Raw genomic sequence first — 23,115 nt, 5'->3', positions numbered from 1 at the left:
GACCTTACACGGCGGCCGCTCGCGGCTGCCGTTTCACCGCGACTACCGACACCGACCGTAGACACAAGGGGTAATTCATGACGACCGCAAAAGAAGTCCTGAAATCAATCAAGGACAACGACGTGAAATACGTCGATCTGCGTTTCACCGATCCGCGCGGCAAGTGGCAGCATGTCACCTTCGACGTTTCGATGATCGACGAGGACATTTTCGCCGAAGGCACCATGTTCGACGGCTCCTCGATCGCCGGCTGGAAGGCGATCAACGAGTCCGACATGATGTTGATGCTCGACCCGTCGACCGCGACGATCGACCCGTTCTTCGCCGAGACCACCATGGTCATCACCTGCGACATTCTCGAGCCCTCGACCGGCGAGCCCTATAACCGCGACCCGCGTGGCATCGCCAAGAAGGCCGAGGCCATGGTGAAGTCGATGGGGATCGGCGACACCGTGATGGTCGGCCCGGAAGCCGAATTCTTCGTGTTCGACGACGTGCGCTACCAGACCACGCCCTACAACACCGGTTTCAAGCTCGACTCCTCCGAGCTGCCGACCAATTCCGACACCGAATATGAGGGCGGCAATCTCGGCCACCGGATTCGCACCAAGGCCGGCTATTTCCCGGTCCCGCCGCAGGATTCGGTGCAGGACATGCGCTCAGAAATGCTCGGCGCGATGGCCAAGATGGGCGTCAAGGTCGAGAAGCATCACCACGAAGTCGCTTCCGCCCAGCACGAGCTCGGCATGAAGTTCGACACCCTGACCCACATGGCCGACCAGCTGCAGATCTACAAATATTGCATCCATCAGGTCGCGCATATCTACGGCAAGACCGCCACCTTCATGCCGAAGCCGGTCTATGGCGACAACGGCTCTGGCATGCATGTGCACCAGTCGATCTGGAAGGACGGCAAGCCGGTGTTCGCCGGCAACAAATATGCCGACCTGTCGGAGACCTGCCTGCATTACATCGGCGGCATCATCACCCACGCCAAGTCCATCAACGCCTTCACCAACCCGTCGACCAATTCCTACAAGCGTCTGGTCCCGGGCTATGAGGCGCCGGTGCTGCTCGCCTATTCGGCGCGCAACCGTTCGGCCTCGTGCCGGATTCCCTACACCACCTCACCGAAGGCCAAGCGCGTCGAAGTCCGCTTCCCGGACCCGATGGCCAACCCCTACCTCGCCTTCGCGGCGATGTTGATGGCCGGCCTCGACGGCATCAAGAACAAGATCGATCCGGGTCCGGCGATGGACAAGGACCTCTACGACCTGCCGAAGGAAGAACTGAAGTCGATCCCGACGGTCTGCGGTTCGCTGCGCGAGGCGCTCGAGAACCTCGACAAGGACCGCGCCTTCCTGAAGAACGGCGGCGTGTTCGACGACGATTTCATCGACGCCTATATCGAGCTGAAGATGACCGAAGTGATGCGCTACGAAATGACCCCGCATCCGGTCGAGTTCGAAATGTACTATTCGCAGTAAGCCGCGGGCGGGCAACGCCCGCCAATGCCGCATCGAAACGACGAAGGCGCCCCGCAAGGGCGCCTTTTTGTTGTCCGGAGGTTCGCGGCATTCACCCGGTGCCTGGGCTCGGGGCATCAGCCCGTCACGGCGGCAACGACGGCGCGACCGACAGATGCGAGCGCGGCGTTGCGCTGCTCGGCGGGCGCTTCGGTGCCGGTCAGATAGGCCGTGACGACAATCGGTTTGCGCTCCGCAGGCCAGATCACGGCGATGTCGTTGGTCGAGCCACGCCCGCCCGAGCCGGTCTTGTCGCCGACAACCCAATCAGTGGGGAGACCAGCCCGCAGCCGCGTCCCACCCGTCGTATTGCCTTTGAGCCAGGCGACGAGCTGGTCGCGCGAGCTCTCCGACAGCGCCGACCCGAGCACAAGATTCTTCAGGTTGCTCAACATGGCTGCCGGAGTGGTGGTGTCGCGCGGGTCGCCGGGACCCGCCTCATTGAGATCGGTCTCGGTGCGATCCAGCCGGGTGACGGGATCGCCTAATGTCCGCGCGAATTGGGTTAATCCCGGGGGACCGCCAATCTGGCCGAGCAGCAAATTGCCGGCGGTATTGTCGCTATAGCGGATGGCCGCGTCGCAGAGTTCGGCCAGCGTCATCCCCTCGCCGCCGATCCTGTCCTTGGTGATCGGGGAATACGTGACCACTGCGTCCCTCGTGAAGCGAACGCGATCGGACAATCGCGCGTGACCGGCATCGACCTGCGTCAGCACGGCCCCCGCAGCCAGCACCTTGAAGGTGCTGCACATCGGGAAGGCTTCGTTGTCGCGATAGCCCATGCGGGCGCCGCTGGCGCTATCGAGAACAGCCACGCCGAGGCGACCGCCGCTGCTGGCCTCGATCCGCTTCATGGCCGCACCGAACCCTTCCGTGGTGCCGGTCGCAGCCCGCGACGCCGGCATCTGAGCGCCGAGCCCAAGCCCGATGAATGCAAGACTGGTGTTGATCGTAAAGCAGCGTCGCGTGATCATGTTTGATTCCCCTTGTGTGGGAGTGAAATGGCCGGCGCGGCCGCGCTTGACAAACGGTCAAATCTATTGGGAGACATGAGATTTTCTAGGCCTTGCGATGTCCCGACCTCACCTGCCCCTGAACGCCCTGCGCGCCTTCGAAGCCTCCGCGCGCCACCTCAGCTTCACCCGCGCCGGCCTTGAGCTGCGCGTGACCCAGACGGCGATCAGCCACCAGGTCAAAAGCCTCGAGACCATTTTGGATGTTCGCCTATTCCGCCGGTTGCCAAGGGGGCTCGCGCTCACCGACGAGGGACAGGTGCTGCTCCCGGTGCTGGTCGATGCCTTCGACCGCATCGTCTCGGCCCTCGACCGCTTCGAGCACAAGCGCGTTTGTGAGGTCATCACGGTAGGAACCGTCGGCACCTTCGCCACAGGATGGCTGCTTCCCCGCCTGGACATCTTCCGACAGGACCATCCCTTCGTGGATCTGCGCGTGCTGACCAACAACAACCGAGTGGATCTGGCTGGCGACGGCCTCGATTATGCGATCAGATTCGGCACCGGCGCGTGGCACGGCACCGAAGCAACCCATCTTTTGGAAGCTCCGCTGTCGCCGGCCTGCTTGCCGGCACTGGCGGAGCAACTCCGCGCGCCGGCCGACCTTCTGCGCCAGCGCCTGCTGCGATCCTATCGTGACGACGAGTGGCCGCAATGGTTCGCCAGCGCCGGCCTGTCGGCGCCCGTCATCCGAGGCCCCGTCTTGGATTCGTCGGTCATCCTGGCTGAAGCGGTATCGATGGGAATCGGGGTCGCGCTGTTGCCCCGCTGCATGTTTGCGCGTGCCCGAAGGGATGGACGCTTGGTCTGGCCATTTGATACGCAGATCAATGTCGGATCCTATTGGCTCACCCACCTGCAATCACGCCCTATCACCCCGGGCATGCAGGCCTTCAGGGATTGGCTGCGACGCAGCATCCGCGCGGATCACACGGCACAGTCCTCCGGCAACAGCACCGCGACGAGCTGACCCGGCCGGGGCTGCGAGCGCCCCTAGGACGATCGGGTCTGGCGGCGTCAGCCGCCGCCATAGCTATCGCCATCGTCATCGCCGCGTTCCGAGGGGCCGGAAAGCATCTGAATCCGCAGCGCCTCGTACCGCGCCCGCGCCTCCCGCTCGCGCTCGTCGATGTAAGCGACCACCTCGTCGCGCGGCATCGGTCCGGTGCTGATTGGTCGCGAATTCATCCCGATGGTCTCGTCGACATAGTAATTGCCGTGGCCGTCGTGCCGTGCCGTCCAACGAAATCGCAGCGCCTCCAGCGGACCTGGACCGTATTTCGAATAGCCGTCGATATCGGACAATGACTTTGCTTCAACGGCGCTGTCTTCAGCTGTCGCGCGCGCAGTGCCGGGCTGTTCGCCAGCGTCGCCCGCGCGATCCGCATCATGCTGATCGGCGTCCGCGCCGCGATCCGGTTGGGCTTGCGGTTTGATTTCCGAGTTTTGGAAAATGCTCGCAATCACCGCAAGCGTGTGATCGGTCGGATCATCGTCCACCAATGCCTAACCCCCCTCAGAAGCAGTCGCAAACCCCCTGGTCGCCGATCCTATGAACCTTCATTTTCCACGCTTGTTCCATAATACAATGGGCTTTTCCAAGCGTCGGATCGTCAGTCTTTAGGCGCAAATCGGCGGACGGCGCGATCGCCACGGCCGCGCCTGTTCGAGCTGGCCGGCGAGCCGGAATAGCGTGGCCTCGTCGCCAAATCGGGCGGCGAACATCATGCCGATCGGCAATCCGCTGCTACTCCACGCCAGTGGCACCGACATCGCCGGTTGTCCCGACATGTTGAACATGCTGGTACCAGGCATGTAGCGCCGCAACACCGGGGCGACATGCGACAGGTCCGCCGCCATGGTGTCGATTTCGCCGAGCCGCAGCGGCGGCGTGCAAAGCGTCGGCGACAGGAACACGTCGCAGCCGGCGAAGAACTCGGCCAGGCTGCGCGAGATCTGGAAGGCGCCAAGCTGGGCGGCGACATAGTCGATCCCGCTGGCGGTATTCGCCCTGGCCGCACTGGCCAGCGTCAGGACCTCGAAATCGCGATCGGTGGCGGGGCGGCCCAGCGCCTGCTCGGCCAGCCGCACGCTCAGACCGGTATTGGCAGCCACGATGGCGGTGATTACTGCGGCCGGATCGGACGGCAGCACCGGCGCACGCTGCTCGACGTCGTGGCCGAGGCCGGCCAGCATGTCGGCCACGTCGCGCACCGCCGCCGCGACTTCGGGATCGATCGCTTCGCCGAACGGCGAGCTGTCGGTGAAGGCAATCCGCAGCCGGCCGGGATCGCGCCCGACCTCCAGCGCGAATGGCCGCTCCGGCGCCGGCGCCGTATAGGGGCTCGACGGCTCCGGCCCGTGCAGCGCGTCCAGCATCACCGCGCTGTCGCGAACGCTGATACTCACCACATGGCCGCAGGCAAAGCCGCCCCAGCCTTCGCCACGGTCCGGTCCCAGCGGCGTGCGCGCCCTTGTCGGCTTCAGGCCGAACACGCCGCAGGCCGCGGCCGGAATCCGGATCGAGCCACCGCCGTCGCTGGCATGGGCGACCGGCAGGATCCGCGCCGCGACCGCCGCCGCCGCGCCGCCCGACGAGCCGCCGGAGGAATGATCGAGATTCCACGGATTGCGGGTCGGGCCGTGCAGCCGCGACTCGGTGGTCGGCATCAGACCGAATTCGGGGCTGGCGCTCTTGCCGAAGATCGTCAGGCCGGCATCGAGGAAACGCTGCGCCAGCGTGCCGGTGTGGTCTGCGATATTGTCCTTGAACAGGCTGGCGCCGAAGGTGGTCTTGGTACCGGCGATCAGGTCGAGATCCTTGAGCAGGAACGGGACGCCGGTAAACGGCCCTTGGGGCAGTCCGATCTCGATCTGGTCGCGAGCGTAGTCATCGTGGCGAACAACAACGGCATTGAGCTGCGGATTGACCTGATCGGTGCGCCGGATCGCCTCCTCCAGCAATTCCAATGCGCTGACCTGTTTGCTTCGGACCAGGTCGGCCAAGCCGACGCCGTCATAGTCACCATAATCATCGATCGCCATCAAGTTCCCCCGCCGGAATCCACCCCGCCGTCATTGGCGACGGCGCATGCTCAGGCTAGCACGTCCTGATTGATGACGTTCTGCCGGATCGGCTCGCCGTCGAGCGCACTCAGCATGTTGCGCGCGGTCTGCTCGCCCATGCGGTCGAGCGCCTCACGGGTGACGCCGGCGACATGCGGGGCGATGATCACATTGGGCAGGTCGAACAATCTGTCGCCAAGCGGCGGCGGCTCGACCTCGAACACGTCGAGCCCGGCGCCGGCGAGTTTGCCGGCCACCAGCGCGTCGTAGAGCGCCGCCTCCACCACGATGCCACCACGCGCGGTGTTGATCAGATAGGCCGTCGGCTTCAGCAGGCCAAGCCGGGCGGCGTCGAACATCCCTGTCGTCTCCGGCGTCTTCGGACAATGCAGGCTGATGAAATCGGCAGCCGGCAAGGCGGCGTCGAGGTCCGTCACCGGCTCGCAGCCGGCGGCCCTGATCTCATCGTCGGACTTGTAGGGATCGTAGACCTGCACGGTCATTTCCATCGCCAGGCAACGCTTGGCGGTGCGGGTGCCGATGCGGCCGAAGCCGATGATCAGCACCGTCTTGCCGAACAGGTCGAACGGCAGCAGGCCGAGCCTTGTCGCCCAGCCGCCGGTCTTGACCAGCGCGTGGAGTTCGACGCCGCGTTTGGCCAGCGTCAGCATCATGAACAGCGCCTGCTCGGCGACCGAGGGCGAGTTCGCGGTGCCGGCCACCATCAGCGGCACTTTGCGACGGCTCAACGCGGCGACGTCGACGGCGTCATAGCCGACGCCGATCCGGGCCACGACCTTCATGTCCTGGGAGGCTTCGAGCTCGGTTTCGCCGAACCGCGTCGCGCCGAGCGCGACGCCGTGGACCGGCGCCTGCTGCCGCAGCAGCGCCTCGAAATCAGGGGCCGAGATCATGTTGGAGAATTCGACGGTCTCGACGTCGGCGCGTTGGTCGAACAGTTCCCTGCCCCGCAGCGACATCGATTCAGTGATCAGCAGTTTCTTCTTGTTGGTCGCCATTCCCGTCCCCGAAATATTTTGTCGTGCTGCCGTCAAATGACGGCGCCGGTGCCCTCATCTAGCAGGTGCATATTGTTGAGGTCCACTGCCAAACGCAGCGGGGCGCCGTCGCGGGCGCCGGCATTGGGGCTGGCCCGGCCGCACATCTCGGTGCCGTTCAGCGCGAAATAGATCAGCGTCTCCATGCCCATCGGCTCGGTGATGTCGAGCGTCACATCCAGTGCCGAGACCCCCGGCTCCAGCGTCGCCTTGGCGTCGGTGATATGTTCGGGCCGCAGCCCAAGCAGCAGCTTCTTGTCGCGCGACACGTTGCGGTAGCGCGCCGCCCGCGCCTCCGGCAACGGCAGCGTCACCGCCTCGGACAACCTGATATGCAGCTTGCCGCCGACATCCTGCAGACTGCAGGGAACGAAATTCATCGCCGGCGAGCCGATGAAGCCGGCGACGAATTTGGTCGCCGGACGATGATACAATTCGTTCGGCGTCCCCACCTGTTCGATCCGGCCGTGATTCATCACCACGACGCGATCCGCCAGCGTCATCGCCTCGACCTGGTCGTGGGTCACATAGACCGTCGTGGTGCGCACTTTCTGGTGCACGCGCTTGATCTCGAAGCGCATCTGCACCCGCAGCTGGGCGTCAAGATTGGACAGCGGCTCGTCGAACAAAAACACCTTCGGATTGCGCACGATGGCGCGGCCCATGGCGACGCGCTGGCGCTGGCCGCCCGACAGCTGTTTCGGCTTGCGGTTGACCAGCTCGGTGATGTCGAGCATCCGCGCCGCCTCGTCGATCCGCGCCTTGATCTCGGCCTTGGGATATTTCTTCAGCCGCAGCCCGAACGACATGTTCTCCGCGACCGTCATGTGCGGATACAGCGCGTAGTTCTGGAACACCATCGCGATATCGCGATCCTTCGGAGGCACGTCGTTGACAACGTCGCCGCCGATCGAAATATCGCCGTCGCTGATGTCCTCCAGCCCGGCGATCATCCGCAGCGTGGTCGACTTGCCGCAGCCCGACGGGCCGACCAGCACCACGAATTCATGGTCTGGAATGTCGAGATCGATGCCGCGGACGGCCTCGACATCGTCATACCGCTTCACCACCTTGCGCAACGTCACTTCAGCCATTTGTTTCAACCCTTCGTCGCGCCAGCGGTGAGACCCGCGATGTAGTAATCCATCAGAAACGCGTAGATGATCAGCGGCGGCGCGGCACCGAGCAGCGCGCCGGTCATGATCTGTCCCCAGTTGAACACGTCGCCCTTGATCAGTGTGGTGATGATGCCGACCGGCAGCACCAATTGATCGACCGAGGTGGTGAACACCAACGGATAGAGAAACTGCGCCCAGGACACCGTGAAGGCGAAGATGGTCGCCGCGATGATCCCCGGCAGCGCCACCGGAATGAAGATCCGGGTCAAGGTCTGAAACCACGACGCGCCGTCGATGATCGCGGCCTCGTCGAGTTCCTTGGGGATCGAGGCGAAATAGCCGATCATGATCCAGGTGCAAAACGGCACCGTCAGCGTCGGATAGACGATCAGCAGCACGTACCAGCGGTTGATCAGCTGGATCCCGGTCCAGTCGCTGAAGGTCACGAACATCTTGAACAGCGGGATGAACAGCAAGGTGTCCGGCACCAGATAAGTGAGGAAAATCCCGGTGGCGATGGTGGCGGAGCCCCAGAATTTCATCCGCGCCAGCGCAAACGCCGCCGGCACGCTGATCAGCATGGTGATGATGACGACGAAGATCGAGATCAGCGCCGAATTGCGGAAGAAGGTGAGGAACTGGTTCGAGGTCAACAGCCCGACATAGTTTTCCAAGGTCGGATGAAACACCCACCACGGATTGGTGGCGGCCGAGATTTCGGTGCTGCTCTTCAGCGAGGTGACCAGCATATAGAGCGGCGGCACCAGCGAGATGATGGAGAACAGCACCAGAAACGCATAGGACCATTTCAGCGCCCAGGCGCGGTCGCGGCTGATGCTGCCATGCGACGGGTTGCGCGACGGGCCGGCCTTGTCGATCACCGTGATGCTGGTCATCAGCTTTCATTCCCGCGTTTGTTGACGTCGCGCAGGATGAAGATCGCGGCCACCGCCAGGATCGGCACCATGAACAGCGAGACGCTGGCGCCGAGCGGGATATCGCTGCCTTCGATTCCGACCTTGAACGCCCAGGTGGCAAAAATGTGAGTCTTGTCGACCGGCCCGCCGGCGGTGAGGATGCGGACGATATCGAAATTGGCGAAGGTGACGATCAGCGAGAACAGCGTAGTGATGGCGATGATGTTGCGCATCATCGGCAGCGTCACATACCAGATCCGTTGCCACCAATTGGCGCCGTCGATCGCCGCCGCCTCATAGAGCTGCTCCGGCACCGATTTGAGCGCCGCCAGATACATGATCATGAAGAACGGCGCGCCGTACCAGATATTGACCAGGATGACGGAGAACCGCGCCCAGTCGGCGTCGCCGGTCCAGGCGATCGGGCCGATGCCGAAGAACGACAGCGTGTAGTTGAAGGCGCTGTAGGACGGATCGAACAGCCACAGCCAGGCCAGCGTCGACATCGCCGGCGGGATCACCCAGGGCACCAGCAGCATGCCGCGCCATTTGCGCTGGCCCTTGGCCGGCACGTTGTGGACGAAATGCGCGACGATGAAGCCGAGCAGCGCTTTGAACACCACCGCGGTGATGGCGAAGATGCAGGACTGCTTGACCACCAGCCAGAACGTCTCGCGCTTGAACAGAAATTCGAAATTTCCGAAGCCCACAAAGCGCTGCATCGACTTGTTCAGCGTCGCCAAATGCAGCGAATAGAACGCCGGATAGACCACCAGCACCAGCACGAGCAGGATCAACGGCAGCGTCATCAGAAACGCCATCGTGGATTTGCGCTTCAGCATGTTGCGCAGGCTCGTGCCTTTGCGCCGCGCCCGCCGCTGCGTCGCGCTGTCGGGACCTATCGCGACATCAACCATGTCATAGCTCCTGGAATCAATGCCGCCGCTTGGTCATTGCGAGCCGCGTAGCGACGAAGCAATCCAGGCCATGCCCGCGACTCTGGATTGCTTCGCTTCGCTCGCAATGACGACCTTGTGCGGTGCGTCACGTCAGCTGCGCATAAACCCTTCGCACTCGCCTTCGGCCCAGGCCAAGGTGTTTTCCATCGACTCGCCTTGGTAGTACTTCACGCACATCTTGGTGAGCGTGCCCTGGGCGTAGATCTGCTGGGCGATCTTCGGCGGCGCCGGCGACGCGGCAATCGACAGGGTCTGCCGATGGTAGGGATCCGGATAGCTGAACAGCGTTCCCTTCGGCGGCTCCGCCTCGGCCCAGACCTTGAGCTTGGTCAGGTTCTCGAATGCCGGCAGGTCGTAGCCGCCGCTGGCCTCGACCAGCTTCTCGATTGATTCCGGCCGCGACAGATAGACCAGCAGGCTCTTGGCGGCTTCCTTGTTCTTGGAGAACGACCAGATGCTCCAGAAATACGGCAGGAACGGCGCGTAACGCCCCTTCGGCCCTTTCGGAAAGCCATGGGTCCACAGCTGTTCGGCGATCTGCGGCGCGTCGCGTTTGGCGACCGCCCAGGCGCTGGGCGGATTCATGATCATCGCGCCGCGACCCGACACCAGCCATTTGTTGTTGGAGGCGTCGTCCCAGGCGGTGACGTCGGGCGGCAGGAATGCCATCAGCTTCTTGTAGAACTCAAGCACCTGACGAACCTCGTCGGTCTTCACGGTGACGTCGCCCTTGTCGTTGACCAGCTGGGCGCCGAACGCCTGGAAGAAGGCGCCGGCGGCATCGACCGAGTCGGTGGTCTCGCCAAGCCCGATGCCGAACGGCACGCCGGCCTTGTGGCAGGCTTCGGCGGCCTTCAGGAAGACCTCGGTGGTCCAGCCCTCGTCTTTCGGCTCAGCGCCGGCCGGATACATCTCCTGGATGTCGATCTTGGCGTGCTGCTTCAACAGGTCGATGCGCGAGCATGGCCCCTTGATCTGGCTGCCGACGCAGGACGGCACGCCGAGCCATTTGTCGCCGCGCTTGCCGAGATATTGCACGGTGCCGTTGACCTTGCCGTTCTGCTTGATCAGCGGCTCCATGATGTCGTTGACCGGCTCCAGCATCTCCGCATTGGCGTGCGGCCACCAGGTCGGCATCGACAGAATGTCGTGGCCGGACTTGGCCTGCCCTTCGGCGGCGATGGTCAGCAGGTTCTTGTTACCCTGGCTCGGAATGTAGTCGATCGACACCTCGACCTTTTCCTTGGCGGCCCATTCATTGACCAGGTCTTTCGAGGCCTTGTCGGCGCCCGGAACCCAATGCTGCCAGAAGCCCATCGTGAGCTTGCCTGCGGCGAAAGCGGATCTGACATAGGGCGCGGTGACCAGTGCGGCTGACGTCGCAGCCGTGGCGGCTACAAATTGCCGTCGCGTAAGCTTCCTCCGAGACATGTTTTTCTCTCCCTGATGTGCCAATCGTGCTGAACAAACAACATTGACGCGTCTTTTTATTTTTGGCGGAGAGACCGGAGATGATTGCTCGCCGCGATGGTCGGGACGAAATCCAACGCGACGATCTGATCAGAATTGTTCGCATCTGTCGAGAAACAGATAGACGATGGCCGGCACGCCGCACACGCAGCTATCACCGAACTACGTTGCAGGGCAGCATTAGTCAGCGCCGGCGCGCGGCTTTACTAAGTATCCCATGGACTTGAGCGTCCATTGCGCCGCACACGGCGTGCCTCAGTGCAGGCCCAAATTGGGCACGGTCGGCAGCAGGGTCAGCAACACGAACAGCGGGATCATCACCGCGCTGGCGATCAACGCATAGGCGAAGAAGCCCGGCATCTTGACGCCGCGTTCGGTGGCGATGGCATAGACCATGAAATTCGGCGCGTTGCCCACATAGGTCAGCGCGCCCATAAAGACCGCTCCCATCGAGATCGCCGCCAGCGTTCCCGACAGCGGCCCCATCAATTCGGTGGGATTGCCGCCGGCCAGTTCGAAAAACACCAGATAGGTCGGCGCGTTGTCGAGCAGCGCCGACAACAGCCCGGTGAACCAGAAATACGGCACCTCGTGCGGCGAGCCGTCCGCATTGGCCACCAGCGACAACAGCGGCGCGAAGATGCCGGCCTTGCCGGCGTTCAGCATCGCCAGCACCGGGATGATGGCGACGAAGATTCCGGCGAACAGTTTGGCGACTTCCCTGATCGGCTCCCACGAGAAATCATTGGCGGAGCGATGCTCGTCGGCGGTCAGCCACAAGGACAACAGCGCGATGATCACCAGCGCACCATCGCGCAACAGGTTTTGCAGCGCGACTTCGGTGCCGTAGATGTCGAACACGATGCCCGGCTTCCAAGTCGCCGAGAACAGGATCGCCGCGATGATCAATCCGATCAGGAAGAAATTGATGCCGCCGCGCAGACCGATCGGCTCGGGATCGGACTCTGCAGCGATCTTCGGATCCTTGCGGGCCTGCCACAGATCGACGACGAAGAACAATGCCAGCAACGGCAGCGCCACCAACAGCGTCTGCAGCCACAGATGCTGCAGCGGCCAGAAGAAGTCGACGCCGCGCAGGAAGCCGACGAACAGCGGCGGGTCGCCGAGCGGCGACAGCGCACCGCCGACATTGGCGACCAGAATGATGAAGAACACCACGACGTGGACGCTGCTGCGGCGCTTTTCATTGGCGCGGATCACCGGGCGGATCAGGATCATCGCCGCGCCGGTGGTGCCGATGATGCTGGCGAAGGCGGTGCCCAGCGCCAGCAGCATGGTGTTGAGCAGCGGCGTCGCCCGCATCGTGCCGGTGACCAGAATGCCGCCGGAGACGGTGTAGAGCGCAAACAGCAGCACGATGAAGCTGAGATATTCCGCCAGCATGGCATGGACCAGCGAGGCCAGCATCAACTGCCAGCCATACCCGACCGCCAGCGGCAGCAGCGCCAGCACCGCCCAGGCCGCGGCGATCTTGCCGTAATGGGCGTGCCAGATCTTGGGGAACAGCAGCGGCCCGGTGGCGATCGACAACAGGATTCCGGCGAAGGGCACCGCCCACAACCAGCTCAAGGCGGCGCCGTCGAGCCCCTCGGCCGCCTGTGCGCCGGATGGCACCATGAGCACGAAAATGGCGGGAAGCAGCGGCCGGATCTTATTGAAAAGACTATGAATCATTGGGCCATTTCAATGATGTTTTGGCTGCCGACGCAAAGACTATCGCCACGGCGGCCTGCGACAAATGGCGCAGGCCGCCGCCCGGTCCTATTCGATCGGGCGGCCGAATTTGTTGGATTTCGGCAGGCCGCGGGCGAGACGGCCGGCATCGGCGCGGTTGCCGCGCCACTCGGCCAATTCCTTCATCGTCATGCTGAAGTCGCGGCCGGCGGAATCGCGCCACGCCAGGCCTTGCTTGGCGTTGAAGGTGCTGACATCCGACAGCGCCGCGCCGGTGTATTTCTGCAGCCGCACGCCGCGGCCGCGCGCCATTTCGGGCACCTGGTCGAGCGGGAAGATCAGCATCTTGTGGTTGGTGCCGATCACCGCGACGGTGTCGTGACCCTCGGCCACCACCGTCAGCGCGCGGGCCTCGTTCGGCATCTCGACATTGAGGATATGCTTGCCCTTGCGCGTGGTGCCGACGCAATCATCCTCGCCGACCACAAAGCCCTGGCCGTCATGGCTGGCGATCAGGAATTTGCGGCCGCCCTTGTGGACGAACAGCGCCACGATCGCGGCGTCCTGCTCCATGTCGATGAACATCCGGATCGGCTCGCCATGGCCGCGTCCGCCCGGCAGTTTGGCGACGTCGAGCGCATAGAACCGGCCGTTGGTGGCCAGCAGCAGCAGTTTCGAAGTGGTCTCGGCGAAGAATGCCTGCCCCAATTTGTCGTCCTGCTTGAACACCAGCCCCGACAGATCGGCGACATGGCCCTTGAGCGTGCGGACCCAGCCCTTGTCGGAAATCACCACGGTGACCGGCTCGCGCTCGACGAAGGCCTCCTCGATCGCCGCAAGATCGTGTTCGGGCGCATCGGCAAACATCGTGCGGCGCTTGCCGAGCGGCGTCTTCGGCCCGAACATGTCGCGCACCTTGCGGACCTGCTCGCTGACCTTGGCCCATTGCTCGGGCTCGGATTTCAGAATCGCGTTGATGCCCTTGAGCTCGGCGCGCAGATTCTTGTCCTCGGTGCGGATCTCGAATTCCTCGAGCTTGCGCAGACTGCGCAGCCGCATGTTGAGGATCGCTTCGGCCTGGATGTCGGTGAGGTTGAAGGCCTTCATCAGCACCGGTTTGGGCTCATCCTCGGTGCGGATGATCTTGATCACCTTGTCGATATTCAGATAGGCGATCAGATAGCCGCCGAGCACTTCGAGCCGGTGCTCGATTTGCGCCTTGCGATGGTTTGAGCGGCGCAGCAGCACGTCGCGCAGATGGTCGAGCCATTCGCGCAAGCACTCGGCCAGGCCTAGCACCTTTGGAATCCGGCCCTGGACCAGCACGTTGAGATTGAGCGGGATCTTGCTTTCCAGCTCGGTCAGCCGGAACAGCGATTCCATCAGCAGTTCGGGATCAACCGCGCGCGTCTTCGGCTCGATCACCACGCGAATATCCTCGGCGGATTCGTCGCGGACGTCGCCGACCAGCGGCAGCTTCTTTTCGTTCAGCAGTTCGGCGATCTTCTCGATCAGCCGCGATTTCTGCACCAGCCAGGGGATCTCGGTGATCACCACCACCCAGCTGCCGCGGGCGCCCTCCTCCTGGCTCCATTTGGCGCGGGTGCGGAACGAGCCGCGCCCCGTGGCATAGGCTTCTGCGATGCTTTCCTTGGAATCGACGATGATGCCGCCGGTGGGGAAATCCGGACCCTTGACCCAGCGCAGCAGCGCCTTCGATTTCGCCTCCGGCTTTTCGATCAGATGCAGCGCGGCGTCGCACAGTTCGGCGACATTGTGCGGCGGGATCGAGGTCGCCATGCCGACCGCGATGCCCTGCGCGCCGTTGGCGAGCAGGTTCGGGAATCCACCCGGCAGCACGATCGGCTCTTTCGACTGGCCGTCGTAGTTCGGGCGGAACGCCACGCCGTCCTCGTCGATACCCTCCAGCAGCAGCCGGGCGACGTCGGTCATGCGGGCTTCGGTGTAGCGGTAGGCGGCCGGGTTATCGCCGTCGATATTGCCGAAATTGCCCTGGCCGTCGACCAGCGGGTAGCGCGAGGAGAAATCCTGCGCCAGCCGCACCAGCGCGTCGTAGATCGACTGGTCGCCGTGCGGATGGAACGAGCCCATCACGTCGCCGACGATTTTCGCCGATTTCTTGAACGGCGTGCCGGGGTCGAGCCGCAACAGCCGCATCCCGTAGAGAATGCGCCGATGCACCGGCTTCAAGCCGTCGCGCGCGTCCGGCAGCGCCCGGTGCATGATGGTCGAGAGCGCATAAGCGAGGTAACGCTCTTCCAGCGCCTCGCGCAGCTGCACATCGTGAATCTCCGCCGGCTCCGGCGGAATCAGTCGTTTTCCCATAAGGAGGGGTTAAACGCTAAAAAGCTATCCTTCAAGGCTGGCCTAGGCCAATTTATCGCTTCAGGCAGGTTCGGCGCTCTGTTCGCTTTTCAGAGTTTCTTCCGACAAACTACCTTCGCAGTATAATAACCACAATGGTTCCCGGGGACGTCAGAAAGTTTGGTCGAGGATGATTTTGTGCATTGGGTTGCGGCCCAAGCATCCACAGACGATCCGCACCCCAAATGAACCGACCCCGACGGACATTTTTCGGGCTTTTCGCCAACGCAAACGGTGAATTCTGTCATCCTTCCCTCGTCTACGGTCACCATTCCATCGCTGCTTGGACTAACAACTCTGTCAACAGACAAGACCCCCACAGCAGAGGATACTGCTAAGACGGCAATGATTAAAATGCAAACCGCATAAATAATTGACGGAGGCAACCTGCCTTTAGGAAATCCCCTACCGACTAACCATGCAACTAGCCCTATGGCAGCAACCCCAAATGTTAGAGACATAAGCGAGTTGACTATCGCGCCGGAAATTGAAGGGGTTAACTCAACAACTGTATTTCTAAGCACGAACTGAATCAAACCTTGGAATACCGACGAGAATACGAAGAGCGCAATCCCCCCTATACCTGCCGCTTTACCCACGGCTCGGAGAGCCCGGTCATCTAATCCTTCAATTTTTGACATAGCTGGCTCCCAGCTTGAAAATGTCTGAAAAAATTCTTCAAATGCAAAAATAGAGAGTTACTGTCTCGCAAATTGTAACTAATTGAGGTCATTTTGCCAAATGTTTCGTGACAGCGTTGATGAAGCCGTCACGGGCGTCGGAATGGCCCTGCCCGCGCGGCTCCAGGACGTTGCGCAACAGGAACCGGCCGGTCAGGTCGAAGCCGTCGCGCAAATCCTGGTCGGACCAGCCATTATGGCCGTCCGGGGTCTCGCGCAGGAACGGCGGCAGCCGCAGCAGCCGGTCGCGCCATGGCTCGCCGGCCGCCCGCGACACCGCGCCGCCGGATTTCGGCGAGACATAGATCAGATCCGAGGTCACGCCGGTCGCCGCGCAGCAGGTCAGGTCGAGGCCGAAGCCGAGTTCGGCCAGCATCGCCAGTTCGAAGCGGATCAGATGGGTGGCGGCGTCGCCGACATCGTCAAAATCGTCCAGCGTGCGTTCCAGCATCTCGTAGATGTCTTCATGGGGATCGCGCTCCGGCAACAGCCGCGCCAACGAGGCCAGATGGGTGATGCCATAGACGGCGTGGGACGACGCCAGCATGGTGGCGGCGCGCATCCGCGTGCCCTCGAGCAAGTAATAGCCGAGATTCTCGTCGAGCCGCGCCCGCCACACCGCGGCGACATTGTTGCCGGGCTGCAGCAGCGGCCGCAGCTTCGAGCTGGCGCCGCCGCGCACCAGGCCCAGATGCCGGCCATGGAATCGGGTCAGCAGCTCGACAATGGCGCTCGATTCGCCATGCCGCCGCACCCCCAGGATAATGCCCTCGTCGCTCCATTCCATGGCTCAACTATACCGCGCTTTGCGCGCCAGCGTTAGCGCAGGGAACATTGGCCGGGCTGCGCGGTTATCCGCCGCAATCCGACATGGTGCGGGCTTCCGCCACACCTTTCGCGCCGCATTTTCGGAGGCCCGCGTGGCCGACACCATCACTCCGCTTCGCCTGCCGCAACCTCCCGGAACCACCCTGATCAACCTGGCCGTCGCCGCGTTGATCATCGCGGCGCTGTATGTCGGTCGCGAGGTGCTGGTGCCGGTGGCGCTGGCGGTGCTGTTCAGTTTCGTGCTGGCGCCCTTCGTGATCCGGCTGCAATCCTGGCGGGTGCCGCGCACGGTCGCGGTGCTGATCGCGGTGTTCATCGGGTTTTCGGTGATCTTCAGCCTGGGCGGGTTGATCGTGTCGCAGGCCAATCGGCTCGCCGGTGAATTGCCGGGCTATCAGCAGACGCTGAGGGAAAAGATCGAAGGTCTGCGCGGCGTCGCCGCAGGCGGTTCCTCGACGCTGGAGCGCGCTTCGCGGGTGCTGCGCGAATTGGATAGCGAGCTGAAAAACCCCTCCGCCGGGCGGCGGAGCGGCAATCTGACGTCGCCTAATAGCGTCCGGCCGATTCCGGTCGAGATAAGGCAGCCCGATCCGGGCACGCTGTCGACGCTGGTAGCGATCATCCAGCCGCTGATCCAGCCGCTGACCACGACCGGGATCGTGGTGATTTTCGTGATCTTCATCCTGTTGCAGCGCCAGGACCTACGCAATCGCTTCATCCGGCTTGCCGGCTCCCACGACATGCAGCGCACCACCGCCGCGCTCGACGATGCCGGCCAACGGTTGAGCCGGCTGTTTCTCAGCCAGATGGTCATCAACGCCACTTTCGGGCTGCTGATCGGGGTCGGGCTGTCGCTGATCGGCGTCCCCAGCGCGCCGTTGTGGGGCGTGGTGGCGATGGTGCTGCGGTTCGTGCCCTATGTCGGCTCGCCGATCTCCGCGGTGTTTCCGCTGATCCTGGCCGCGGCCGTGGGCACCGGCTGGAGCATGCTGCTGATGACCGCCGGCCTGTTCGTCACCTTGCAGCTGTTCACCGGTCAGGTGATCGAGCCGATGGTGTTCGGCCGCAGCGCCGGGCTGTCGCCGGTGGCGATCGTGCTGTCGGCCTCGTTCTGGACGTGGCTATGGGGGCCGATCGGGCTGGTCCTGGCCACCCCCCTCACCGTCTGTCTGGTGGTGATCGGGCGCCACGTCGATCGGCTGCAATTCTTCGACGTGCTGCTCGGCAACGAGCCGGCGCTGACGCCGCCGCAATTGCTGTACCAACGACTGCTGGCCGGCGATCCGGTCGAGGCCTCGCAGCAGGCGCAACTGCATCTCGACGACGCCTCGCTGGAAAATTACTACGACACCACGATGCTCGATGGGCTGCGGCTTGCCGCCGCCGATGTCCAGCTCGGCCGCCTCGGTCTGGAGCGCATCGCGCGGATTCTCGACACCGTGACTGAAGTCGTCGAGGATCTCGAACCCCACGAAAACCGGGTGGACGAGGACGCGGCCGACGACAAGCGGTCCGACCTGTCCAAGCTCGACGGGGCGGCATCGAACGCGGCGGTTGCGGTGCCGGAAGCCTGGACCCATCCCAATGCGCTGATCTGCATCCCCGGCGCCGGCAAGCTCGACGAGGCGGCGGCGCTGATCCTGACCCAGATCCTGCGTCGCCGCGGCATCGGCGCCAGCGCCGAACACGCCGATGCGCTGTCGTTGTCGCGCGCGTTTTCGCTCGACACCAGCCAGGCCAAAGGATTCTGCCTGTGCTATGTCAGCGAACCGTCCGAGGCGATGGTGCGCTACGCGCTGCGTCGCCTCAGTCGCATTGCCAAGCAGCGGCCGGTCGTGGTGGCCAGATTCGGCGATGGCAACGACTTGCTGGAAACCCTGGCGCCCGGAATCTCCGCGACCGCCGGTGATTTCACCCATACCGCCGAGGTGGTGATGGACATCGCGGTGCATTCGTCGCGGGCTGACCAGATCGCCGATTTCTCAGCCCAGCAGACAGAAAAGCCCGAGCCCACATCGCCGCAGCAGCGGCCGGCTCATTCGTTGAACCAGCCCCTGGCGTCCCCGGTGAATGACAGATAGAGGCCGGCGCCGGTCAGGCCGCAGGACACGACATCGACCAGCATATTCGCCTGCAGCCCGGTCTGGCCGATGATCTGCATCAGCGACACCACCGAGAACACCAGCGACGCCACCAGCACCCCCCGCGGCCAGCTCTTGCGGCGCTGAGCGGCGAGTTGCACCAGATAGACCAGCAGCAGGATCAGGCCGGCCGCGAGCAGGTTGGCGATCGCGAAAACATGGGCGGGAAGGTCCTCGGTCGGCGTTCGATCCTGAAACGCCACCGACAGCGAATCCAGCATCAGCGACATATACAGCAGCGCTTCGAACCACATCACGTTCTTGGGGAGAGTCATCGGTACGCCGCTCATTCCTTGGTCATTCCTTGGGGAATTCGAGGCCCATTTCGCGATAGCGATTGGGATCGTTGCTCCAGTCTTCGCGCACCTTGACGAACAGGAACAGGTGGACCGGCTGGCCCACGATCTCGGCGATCTCCTTGCGGGCATCCGCGCCGATCGCCTTGATGGTGGCGCCGGCCTTGCCGAGCACGATCTTGCGCTGGCTTTCGCGCTCGACGAAAATCGTCTGCTCGATCCGCACCGAATTGTCCTTACGCTCGGTCCAGGTGTCGGTCTCGACCGTGGACTGATACGGCAGTTCCTGATGCAGCTGGCGGAAGATCTTTTCGCGGGTGATCTCCGCCGCCAGATGCCGCAATGGGGCGTCCGACATCTGGTCCTCGGGATAGTGGAACGGACCGGGCGGCACCCGCGTCGCCAGCCCGCGGCGCAGATCGTCGACGCCGTCGCCGGTCAATGCCGACACCATGAAGGTCTCGGTGAAGGCCAGCCGCTCATTGGCCTTCTGCGTCAGCGCCAGCAGTTTCTCCTTCGACACCAGATCGATCTTGTTCAGCACCAGGATCTTCGGATGGCCGACATTGGCCAGATTTTCGAAGATGACATCGGCTTCCTGGTCGATGCCGGCGCGGGCGTCGAGCAGCACGCAGACCAGATCGGCGTCATGCGCGCCGGTCCAGGCGGTGCGCACCATGGCGCGGTCGAGCCGTCGCTTCGGCGCGAAGATGCCGGGTGTGTCCACCAGAATGATCTGCGCATTGTCGTCGATGACGATGCCGCGGATCAGCGCGCGCGTGGTCTGCACCTTGCGCGACACAATGGTCACCTTGGAGCCGACCAGCGCGTTGACTAGCGTGGATTTGCCGACATTCGGCGCGCCAATCAGCGCCACAAAGCCGCAGCGGGTGGCGGTCGCAGGCACGTCGTTCATTGGTTCATCCATCATTGCCGCCGGCGTTGACGCCCTCGCGTGCCAGCATCACCGATGCCGCAACTTTCTCGGCAGCACGCTTGCTGCCGCCGATGCCTTCCGCCGGGGCCAGGCCGGGCAGATCCACCGCGACCCGGAACTGCGGGTCGTGGTGTGGCCCGGTGCGTTCGACCTCGCGATAGACCGGGGTCGGCAGCCCCTTGCCCTGGGCCCATTCCTGCAGCGTGGTCTTGGCGTCGCGCAGCGGCCGCACCGGCTTGCGCATCCGCTCCAGCCAATTGCGCTCGACGAATTGCGCCGCGGCCGGATAGCCGCCATCGAGATAGACCGCGCCGATCACCGCTTCGCAGATGTCGCCGAGCACCGATTTGCGCAACCGCGCGCCGGCGCCGGCGCCGACCGAGCCGAGCTTGATGCCGTCGAGAAGGTCGAGGCTCGCGGCAACGTCGGCGCAGGTTTCCTTGCGCACCAACTCGGCCAGCCGCTTCGACAATTCGCCCTCGTCGGCCTTGGGGAAGGCCCGGTACAGCATGTCCGAGACCACCAGGCCGAGGACGTGATCGCCGAGAAATTCCAAGCGCTGATAGCTGTCGGCCCGGCTGCGCGACGATTTCAGCGCCGAGACATGGGTGAATGCCGTCGTCAGCAGCACCGGGTCGGCAAAGGCGTAGCCGATCCTCTGTTCGAGCGCCGCAGTGGCGGCCTTGGCGCTGACCTTGCTGCGCCGCTTCTTGGCGACGGCCGGTGCGTCGGCGGCAGCCGGTTGCGCGGCCGGCTCATCCGCGGTCTGGGGATTGTCGATGCTGGAGGCGTCCTTCGTCATCGCACGATTGAGAAAATGCGATGCCAGCGCACGGCGGTCGGCCAGCGCCAGATCTGCCAGGCATGTTCACCTTCGGCGATCGAGAAGAAGATCATCTGCGCGCGGCCGATGATGTTCTCGAGCGGAACGTAGCCGACCGCCGAAAGCACCCGGCTGTCGGTGGAATTATCGCGGTTGTCGCCCATCATGAAGAAGTGGCCGGCCGGCACCGTGTAGACATTGGTGTTGTCGTAGAACCCGTTATCAACGCAGTCGAGCGTCTGATAGCTGACGCCGTTCGGCAGCGTCTCCTTCCAGCGCTTGACCCGCGAGGTGGCGTCCGAACCGCAAGGGTCCTCGCCGACGAAGTCGCTCAACCGCTCGCGCACGATCGGCTTGTCGTTGATGTAGAGCAGGCCCTCTTTCATCTGGATGCGGTCGCCGGGCAGCCCGATCACCCGCTTGATATAGTCCGTGGTATCGTCCTTGGGCAGCCGGAACACCACGACATCGCCGCGCGCCGGGTCGGAACCGAAGATTCGTCCCGAAAAGATCCGCGGCGACAGCGGGATCGAATAATGGCTGTAGCCATAGGAATATTTCGAGACGAACAGATAGTCGCCGACCAGCAGGGTCGCCTTCATCGATCCCGACGGAATGTTGAAGGGCTGAAACAGCACGGTTCGGATCACCAGCGCGATCAGCAGCGCGTGAATCACCACGCGTATCGTCTCGCCGACGCCGCCTTCAGTCTTTGTTCCGGATGTCACGCTCATCGCTTTCCCGATTCCCCTCGCGATCGCCGCGCGGTTGCAGATGTTCTCAGGTGAAGCGAGGCTGCTTCGCAATGAGAATTTGAATTGACGTTGGACCGACAAATCCCGGCGCCAATCGAGACCGGCCGCCTCCCCGGATTCGCCGCGCTGGATTCCGCGCGGGTTTTAGACCGTTGTTTGCAGGCACGCAATCAACGGAGCTTTGAAAACTTGCTAATGCCATGACAATTCAGTGATTTTTAGTTTGGCGCGGGTCCCCGACGGGGCCTGCCGGGCGCTCAGGGTGTGGCCGCGATCTCGGCCGAAATGATGACAAAAGCCTGCGCCAACGGCCATTCATCGGTGATCGACAGGTCGATCCGGGCCTCAAATCCCTCAGGCGTCAGGGCGTCGAGCCGGGCCTTGGCGCCGCCGGTCAGCAGCATTGTGGGACGGCCGCCGCGCAGATTGACCACCCCCATATCCCGCCACCAGACGCCCTGGCGGATGCCGGTGCCGAGCGCCTTGGAACAGGCCTCCTTGGCGGCGAAGCGCTTGGCATAGGTGGCGGCCACCAGCTTTGGCTGCTTGTCGCGGCGCCCTGCCCGGGCGCGTTCGACATCGGTGAAGACCCGTTCCAGGAAGCGCTCGCCATGGCGTTCGATCACCTTCGCAATTCGGGTGATGTCGCACAGGTCGGAGCCGATGCCGATGATCATGGGCGGACCGCCCTGGCGCGGCCGCGCTCCATCGCCGCGCGCATCGTCCGCACGGTTTCGGCCAGGCCGACGAACAGCGCCTCGCCGATCATGTAATAGCCGATATTGAGTTCGGCGATCTGCGGCAGCGCCGAGATCGTCTCGGCGGTGGCATAATCGAGGCCGTGGCCGGCATGAACCTCGAGCCCGACGGATTGCGCCTGCGCGGCGCCGGCGACGATGCGCTGCCACTCGAGGTCCGCCTTGGCGTGGTCGCCATCGGTGACCGCGTCGCACCAGGCGCCGGTGTGGAGTTCGATCACCGGGGCGTGCAATTTCGCCGCCATCTCGATCTGCGCCGGATCGGCGGCGATGAACAGCGACACCCGAATGCCGGCATCGTTGAACCGCGCGATCGACGGCGCCAGCGAATCGCGCTGACCGACCACGTCGAGCCCGCCTTCGGTAGTGAGTTCTTCGCGACGCTCCGGCACCAGGCACACCGCATGCGGCTTTGTCGCCAGCGCGATCCGCACCATGTCGGGCGTCGCCGCCATCTCGAAATTCAACGGCTTCGCTATCTCGGCCTTCAGCCGCGCCATGTCGGCGTCGCGGATATGGCGGCGATCCTCGCGCAGATGCGCGGTGATGCCGTCGGCGCCGGCCGCGATCGCCGCTTGCGCGGCGCGCAGCGGATCGGGATGGCGGCCGCCGCGTGCGTTGCGCAAGGTGGCGACGTGATCGACATTGACGCCGAGGCGCAACGGGGGAGTTTTGGGCATGATGACCTGC

The 23,115-nt window shown here is 63.6% G+C and carries 20 protein-coding genes; 3 read left to right on the top strand and 17 right to left on the bottom strand.

Annotated elements, in window-relative coordinates; all coding sequences use genetic code 11:
- Positions 1–77: 77 nt before the first annotated feature.
- Positions 78–1,487 (top strand): type I glutamate--ammonia ligase, encoded by a 1,410-nt coding sequence (gene glnA / locus RBJ75_RS05225; protein ID WP_044415061.1) that lies wholly within the window; start codon positions 78–80, stop codon positions 1,485–1,487.
- Between the two features lie 116 nt (positions 1,488–1,603).
- On the opposite strand, the gene bla is transcribed toward glnA, so the two are convergent.
- On the bottom strand, positions 1,604–2,500 hold the full coding sequence (bla, locus tag RBJ75_RS05220; RefSeq protein ID WP_044415063.1) for a class A beta-lactamase: 897 nt from the start codon (positions 2,498–2,500) through the stop codon (positions 1,604–1,606).
- Positions 2,501–2,597: 97 nt separating this feature from the next.
- On the opposite strand from bla, the gene RBJ75_RS05215 reads away from it, so the two are divergent.
- A complete protein-coding gene (locus RBJ75_RS05215; RefSeq protein ID WP_044412849.1) occupies positions 2,598–3,509 on the top strand; it encodes a LysR family transcriptional regulator in 912 nt (303 codons plus the stop codon).
- A gap of 47 nt (positions 3,510–3,556) precedes the next feature.
- On the opposite strand, the gene RBJ75_RS05210 is transcribed toward RBJ75_RS05215, so the two are convergent.
- The 10 genes from RBJ75_RS05210 to recO all read right to left on the bottom strand — a co-directional run bounded on the left by RBJ75_RS05210 (position 3,557) and on the right by recO (position 16,674).
- On the bottom strand, positions 3,557–3,844 hold the full coding sequence (locus tag RBJ75_RS05210) for a hypothetical protein (protein WP_234707432.1): 288 nt from the start codon (positions 3,842–3,844) through the stop codon (positions 3,557–3,559).
- A 315-nt stretch (positions 3,845–4,159) separates the two neighbouring features.
- Positions 4,160–5,584, bottom strand: coding sequence for an amidase (locus RBJ75_RS05205; protein ID WP_044412855.1), 1,425 nt, complete (start codon positions 5,582–5,584; stop codon positions 4,160–4,162).
- A gap of 50 nt (positions 5,585–5,634) precedes the next feature.
- Entirely contained in the window at positions 5,635–6,624 is a 990-nt protein-coding gene (locus RBJ75_RS05200) for a hydroxyacid dehydrogenase (RefSeq protein ID WP_044412858.1), read from the bottom strand.
- A gap of 32 nt (positions 6,625–6,656) precedes the next feature.
- Complete coding sequence (locus RBJ75_RS05195) at positions 6,657–7,757, bottom strand: ABC transporter ATP-binding protein (RefSeq protein WP_044412873.1); 1,101 nt, start codon at positions 7,755–7,757, stop codon at positions 6,657–6,659.
- Positions 7,758–7,762: 5 nt separating this feature from the next.
- Complete coding sequence (locus tag RBJ75_RS05190; protein WP_044412862.1) at positions 7,763–8,677, bottom strand: carbohydrate ABC transporter permease; 915 nt, start codon at positions 8,675–8,677, stop codon at positions 7,763–7,765.
- Entirely contained in the window at positions 8,677–9,615 is a 939-nt protein-coding gene (locus RBJ75_RS05185) for a carbohydrate ABC transporter permease (RefSeq protein ID WP_044412865.1), read from the bottom strand. The genes RBJ75_RS05190 and RBJ75_RS05185 overlap by 1 nt, the downstream gene beginning before the upstream one ends.
- Before the next feature lie 132 nt (positions 9,616–9,747).
- Positions 9,748–11,088 carry an ABC transporter substrate-binding protein gene (locus RBJ75_RS05180; protein ID WP_044412868.1) on the bottom strand — a complete coding sequence of 447 codons (1,341 nt, stop codon included), beginning with the start codon at positions 11,086–11,088 and terminating at the stop codon, positions 9,748–9,750.
- Between the two features lie 294 nt (positions 11,089–11,382).
- The gene (locus RBJ75_RS05175; protein WP_411194518.1) at positions 11,383–12,765 is read right to left on the bottom strand and encodes a sodium:proton antiporter; all 1,383 of its coding nucleotides are present in this window, start codon (positions 12,763–12,765) and stop codon (positions 11,383–11,385) included.
- Between the two features lie 144 nt (positions 12,766–12,909).
- The gene (gene parC, locus RBJ75_RS05170) at positions 12,910–15,168 is read right to left on the bottom strand and encodes a DNA topoisomerase IV subunit A (RefSeq protein ID WP_276156724.1); all 2,259 of its coding nucleotides are present in this window, start codon (positions 15,166–15,168) and stop codon (positions 12,910–12,912) included.
- 768 nt (positions 15,169–15,936) lie between these two features.
- Positions 15,937–16,674 carry a DNA repair protein RecO gene (gene recO / locus RBJ75_RS05165; protein ID WP_044412347.1) on the bottom strand — a complete coding sequence of 246 codons (738 nt, stop codon included), beginning with the start codon at positions 16,672–16,674 and terminating at the stop codon, positions 15,937–15,939.
- A 133-nt stretch (positions 16,675–16,807) separates the two neighbouring features.
- Here recO and RBJ75_RS05160 point away from each other — a divergent pair, with 133 nt between their 5' ends.
- Positions 16,808–18,796, top strand: coding sequence for an AI-2E family transporter (locus tag RBJ75_RS05160; RefSeq protein WP_234707426.1), 1,989 nt, complete (start codon positions 16,808–16,810; stop codon positions 18,794–18,796).
- Here the strand turns inward: RBJ75_RS05160 and RBJ75_RS05155 are convergent.
- The 6 genes from RBJ75_RS05155 to RBJ75_RS05130 form a co-directional block, all read right to left on the bottom strand.
- Positions 18,751–19,131 (bottom strand): hypothetical protein, encoded by a 381-nt coding sequence (locus tag RBJ75_RS05155; RefSeq protein ID WP_044412385.1) that lies wholly within the window; start codon positions 19,129–19,131, stop codon positions 18,751–18,753. The two genes, RBJ75_RS05160 and RBJ75_RS05155, sit on opposite strands and share 46 nt — an antisense overlap.
- Positions 19,132–19,153: 22 nt before the next feature.
- Positions 19,154–20,068, bottom strand: a complete 915-nt coding sequence (era, locus tag RBJ75_RS05150) for a GTPase Era (protein ID WP_173427362.1) — start codon at positions 20,066–20,068, stop codon at positions 19,154–19,156.
- Between the two features lie 4 nt (positions 20,069–20,072).
- Complete coding sequence (rnc, locus tag RBJ75_RS05145; RefSeq protein ID WP_044412353.1) at positions 20,073–20,891, bottom strand: ribonuclease III; 819 nt, start codon at positions 20,889–20,891, stop codon at positions 20,073–20,075.
- On the bottom strand, positions 20,888–21,646 hold the full coding sequence (gene lepB, locus RBJ75_RS05140; protein WP_044412355.1) for a signal peptidase I: 759 nt from the start codon (positions 21,644–21,646) through the stop codon (positions 20,888–20,890). The genes rnc and lepB overlap by 4 nt, the downstream gene beginning before the upstream one ends.
- Before the next feature lie 278 nt (positions 21,647–21,924).
- A complete protein-coding gene (gene acpS, locus RBJ75_RS05135) occupies positions 21,925–22,344 on the bottom strand; it encodes a holo-ACP synthase (RefSeq protein ID WP_044412358.1) in 420 nt (139 codons plus the stop codon).
- Positions 22,341–23,105, bottom strand: a complete 765-nt coding sequence (locus tag RBJ75_RS05130; RefSeq protein ID WP_044412361.1) for a pyridoxine 5'-phosphate synthase — start codon at positions 23,103–23,105, stop codon at positions 22,341–22,343. The genes acpS and RBJ75_RS05130 overlap by 4 nt, the downstream gene beginning before the upstream one ends.
- Positions 23,106–23,115 lie beyond the last annotated feature (10 nt).

It is taken from the genome of Rhodopseudomonas sp. BAL398 (assembly GCF_033001325.1).
In the GTDB taxonomy this organism is placed as follows: Bacteria; Pseudomonadota; Alphaproteobacteria; order Rhizobiales; family Xanthobacteraceae; genus JARJEH01.
Note: the sequence above shows the minus strand (reverse complement) of the source record. Positions and strands in the feature narration are given on the sequence as shown.

What these genes read in the sequence shown, in the direction of transcription:
- glnA (WP_044415061.1), top strand. Translation starts at nt 78, where the DNA reads ATGACGACCGCAAAAGAAGTCCTGAAATCAATCAAGGACAACGACGTG.
- bla (WP_044415063.1), bottom strand. Translation starts at nt 2,500, where the DNA reads ATGATCACGCGACGCTGCTTTACGATCAACACCAGTCTTGCATTCATC.
- RBJ75_RS05215 (WP_044412849.1), top strand. Translation starts at nt 2,598, where the DNA reads ATGTCCCGACCTCACCTGCCCCTGAACGCCCTGCGCGCCTTCGAAGCC.
- RBJ75_RS05205 (WP_044412855.1), bottom strand. Translation starts at nt 5,584, where the DNA reads ATGGCGATCGATGATTATGGTGACTATGACGGCGTCGGCTTGGCCGAC.
- RBJ75_RS05200 (WP_044412858.1), bottom strand. Translation starts at nt 6,624, where the DNA reads ATGGCGACCAACAAGAAGAAACTGCTGATCACTGAATCGATGTCGCTG.
- RBJ75_RS05195 (WP_044412873.1), bottom strand. Translation starts at nt 7,757, where the DNA reads ATGGCTGAAGTGACGTTGCGCAAGGTGGTGAAGCGGTATGACGATGTC.
- RBJ75_RS05190 (WP_044412862.1), bottom strand. Translation starts at nt 8,677, where the DNA reads ATGACCAGCATCACGGTGATCGACAAGGCCGGCCCGTCGCGCAACCCG.
- RBJ75_RS05185 (WP_044412865.1), bottom strand. Translation starts at nt 9,615, where the DNA reads ATGGTTGATGTCGCGATAGGTCCCGACAGCGCGACGCAGCGGCGGGCG.
- RBJ75_RS05180 (WP_044412868.1), bottom strand. Translation starts at nt 11,088, where the DNA reads ATGTCTCGGAGGAAGCTTACGCGACGGCAATTTGTAGCCGCCACGGCT.
- RBJ75_RS05175 (WP_411194518.1), bottom strand. Translation starts at nt 12,765, where the DNA reads ATGGTGCCATCCGGCGCACAGGCGGCCGAGGGGCTCGACGGCGCCGCC.
- parC (WP_276156724.1), bottom strand. Translation starts at nt 15,168, where the DNA reads ATGGGAAAACGACTGATTCCGCCGGAGCCGGCGGAGATTCACGATGTG.
- recO (WP_044412347.1), bottom strand. Translation starts at nt 16,674, where the DNA reads ATGGAATGGAGCGACGAGGGCATTATCCTGGGGGTGCGGCGGCATGGC.
- RBJ75_RS05155 (WP_044412385.1), bottom strand. Translation starts at nt 19,131, where the DNA reads ATGACTCTCCCCAAGAACGTGATGTGGTTCGAAGCGCTGCTGTATATG.
- era (WP_173427362.1), bottom strand. Translation starts at nt 20,068, where the DNA reads ATGAACGACGTGCCTGCGACCGCCACCCGCTGCGGCTTTGTGGCGCTG.
- rnc (WP_044412353.1), bottom strand. Translation starts at nt 20,891, where the DNA reads ATGACGAAGGACGCCTCCAGCATCGACAATCCCCAGACCGCGGATGAG.
- lepB (WP_044412355.1), bottom strand. Translation starts at nt 21,646, where the DNA reads ATGAGCGTGACATCCGGAACAAAGACTGAAGGCGGCGTCGGCGAGACG.
- acpS (WP_044412358.1), bottom strand. Translation starts at nt 22,344, where the DNA reads ATGATCATCGGCATCGGCTCCGACCTGTGCGACATCACCCGAATTGCG.
- RBJ75_RS05130 (WP_044412361.1), bottom strand. Translation starts at nt 23,105, where the DNA reads ATGCCCAAAACTCCCCCGTTGCGCCTCGGCGTCAATGTCGATCACGTC.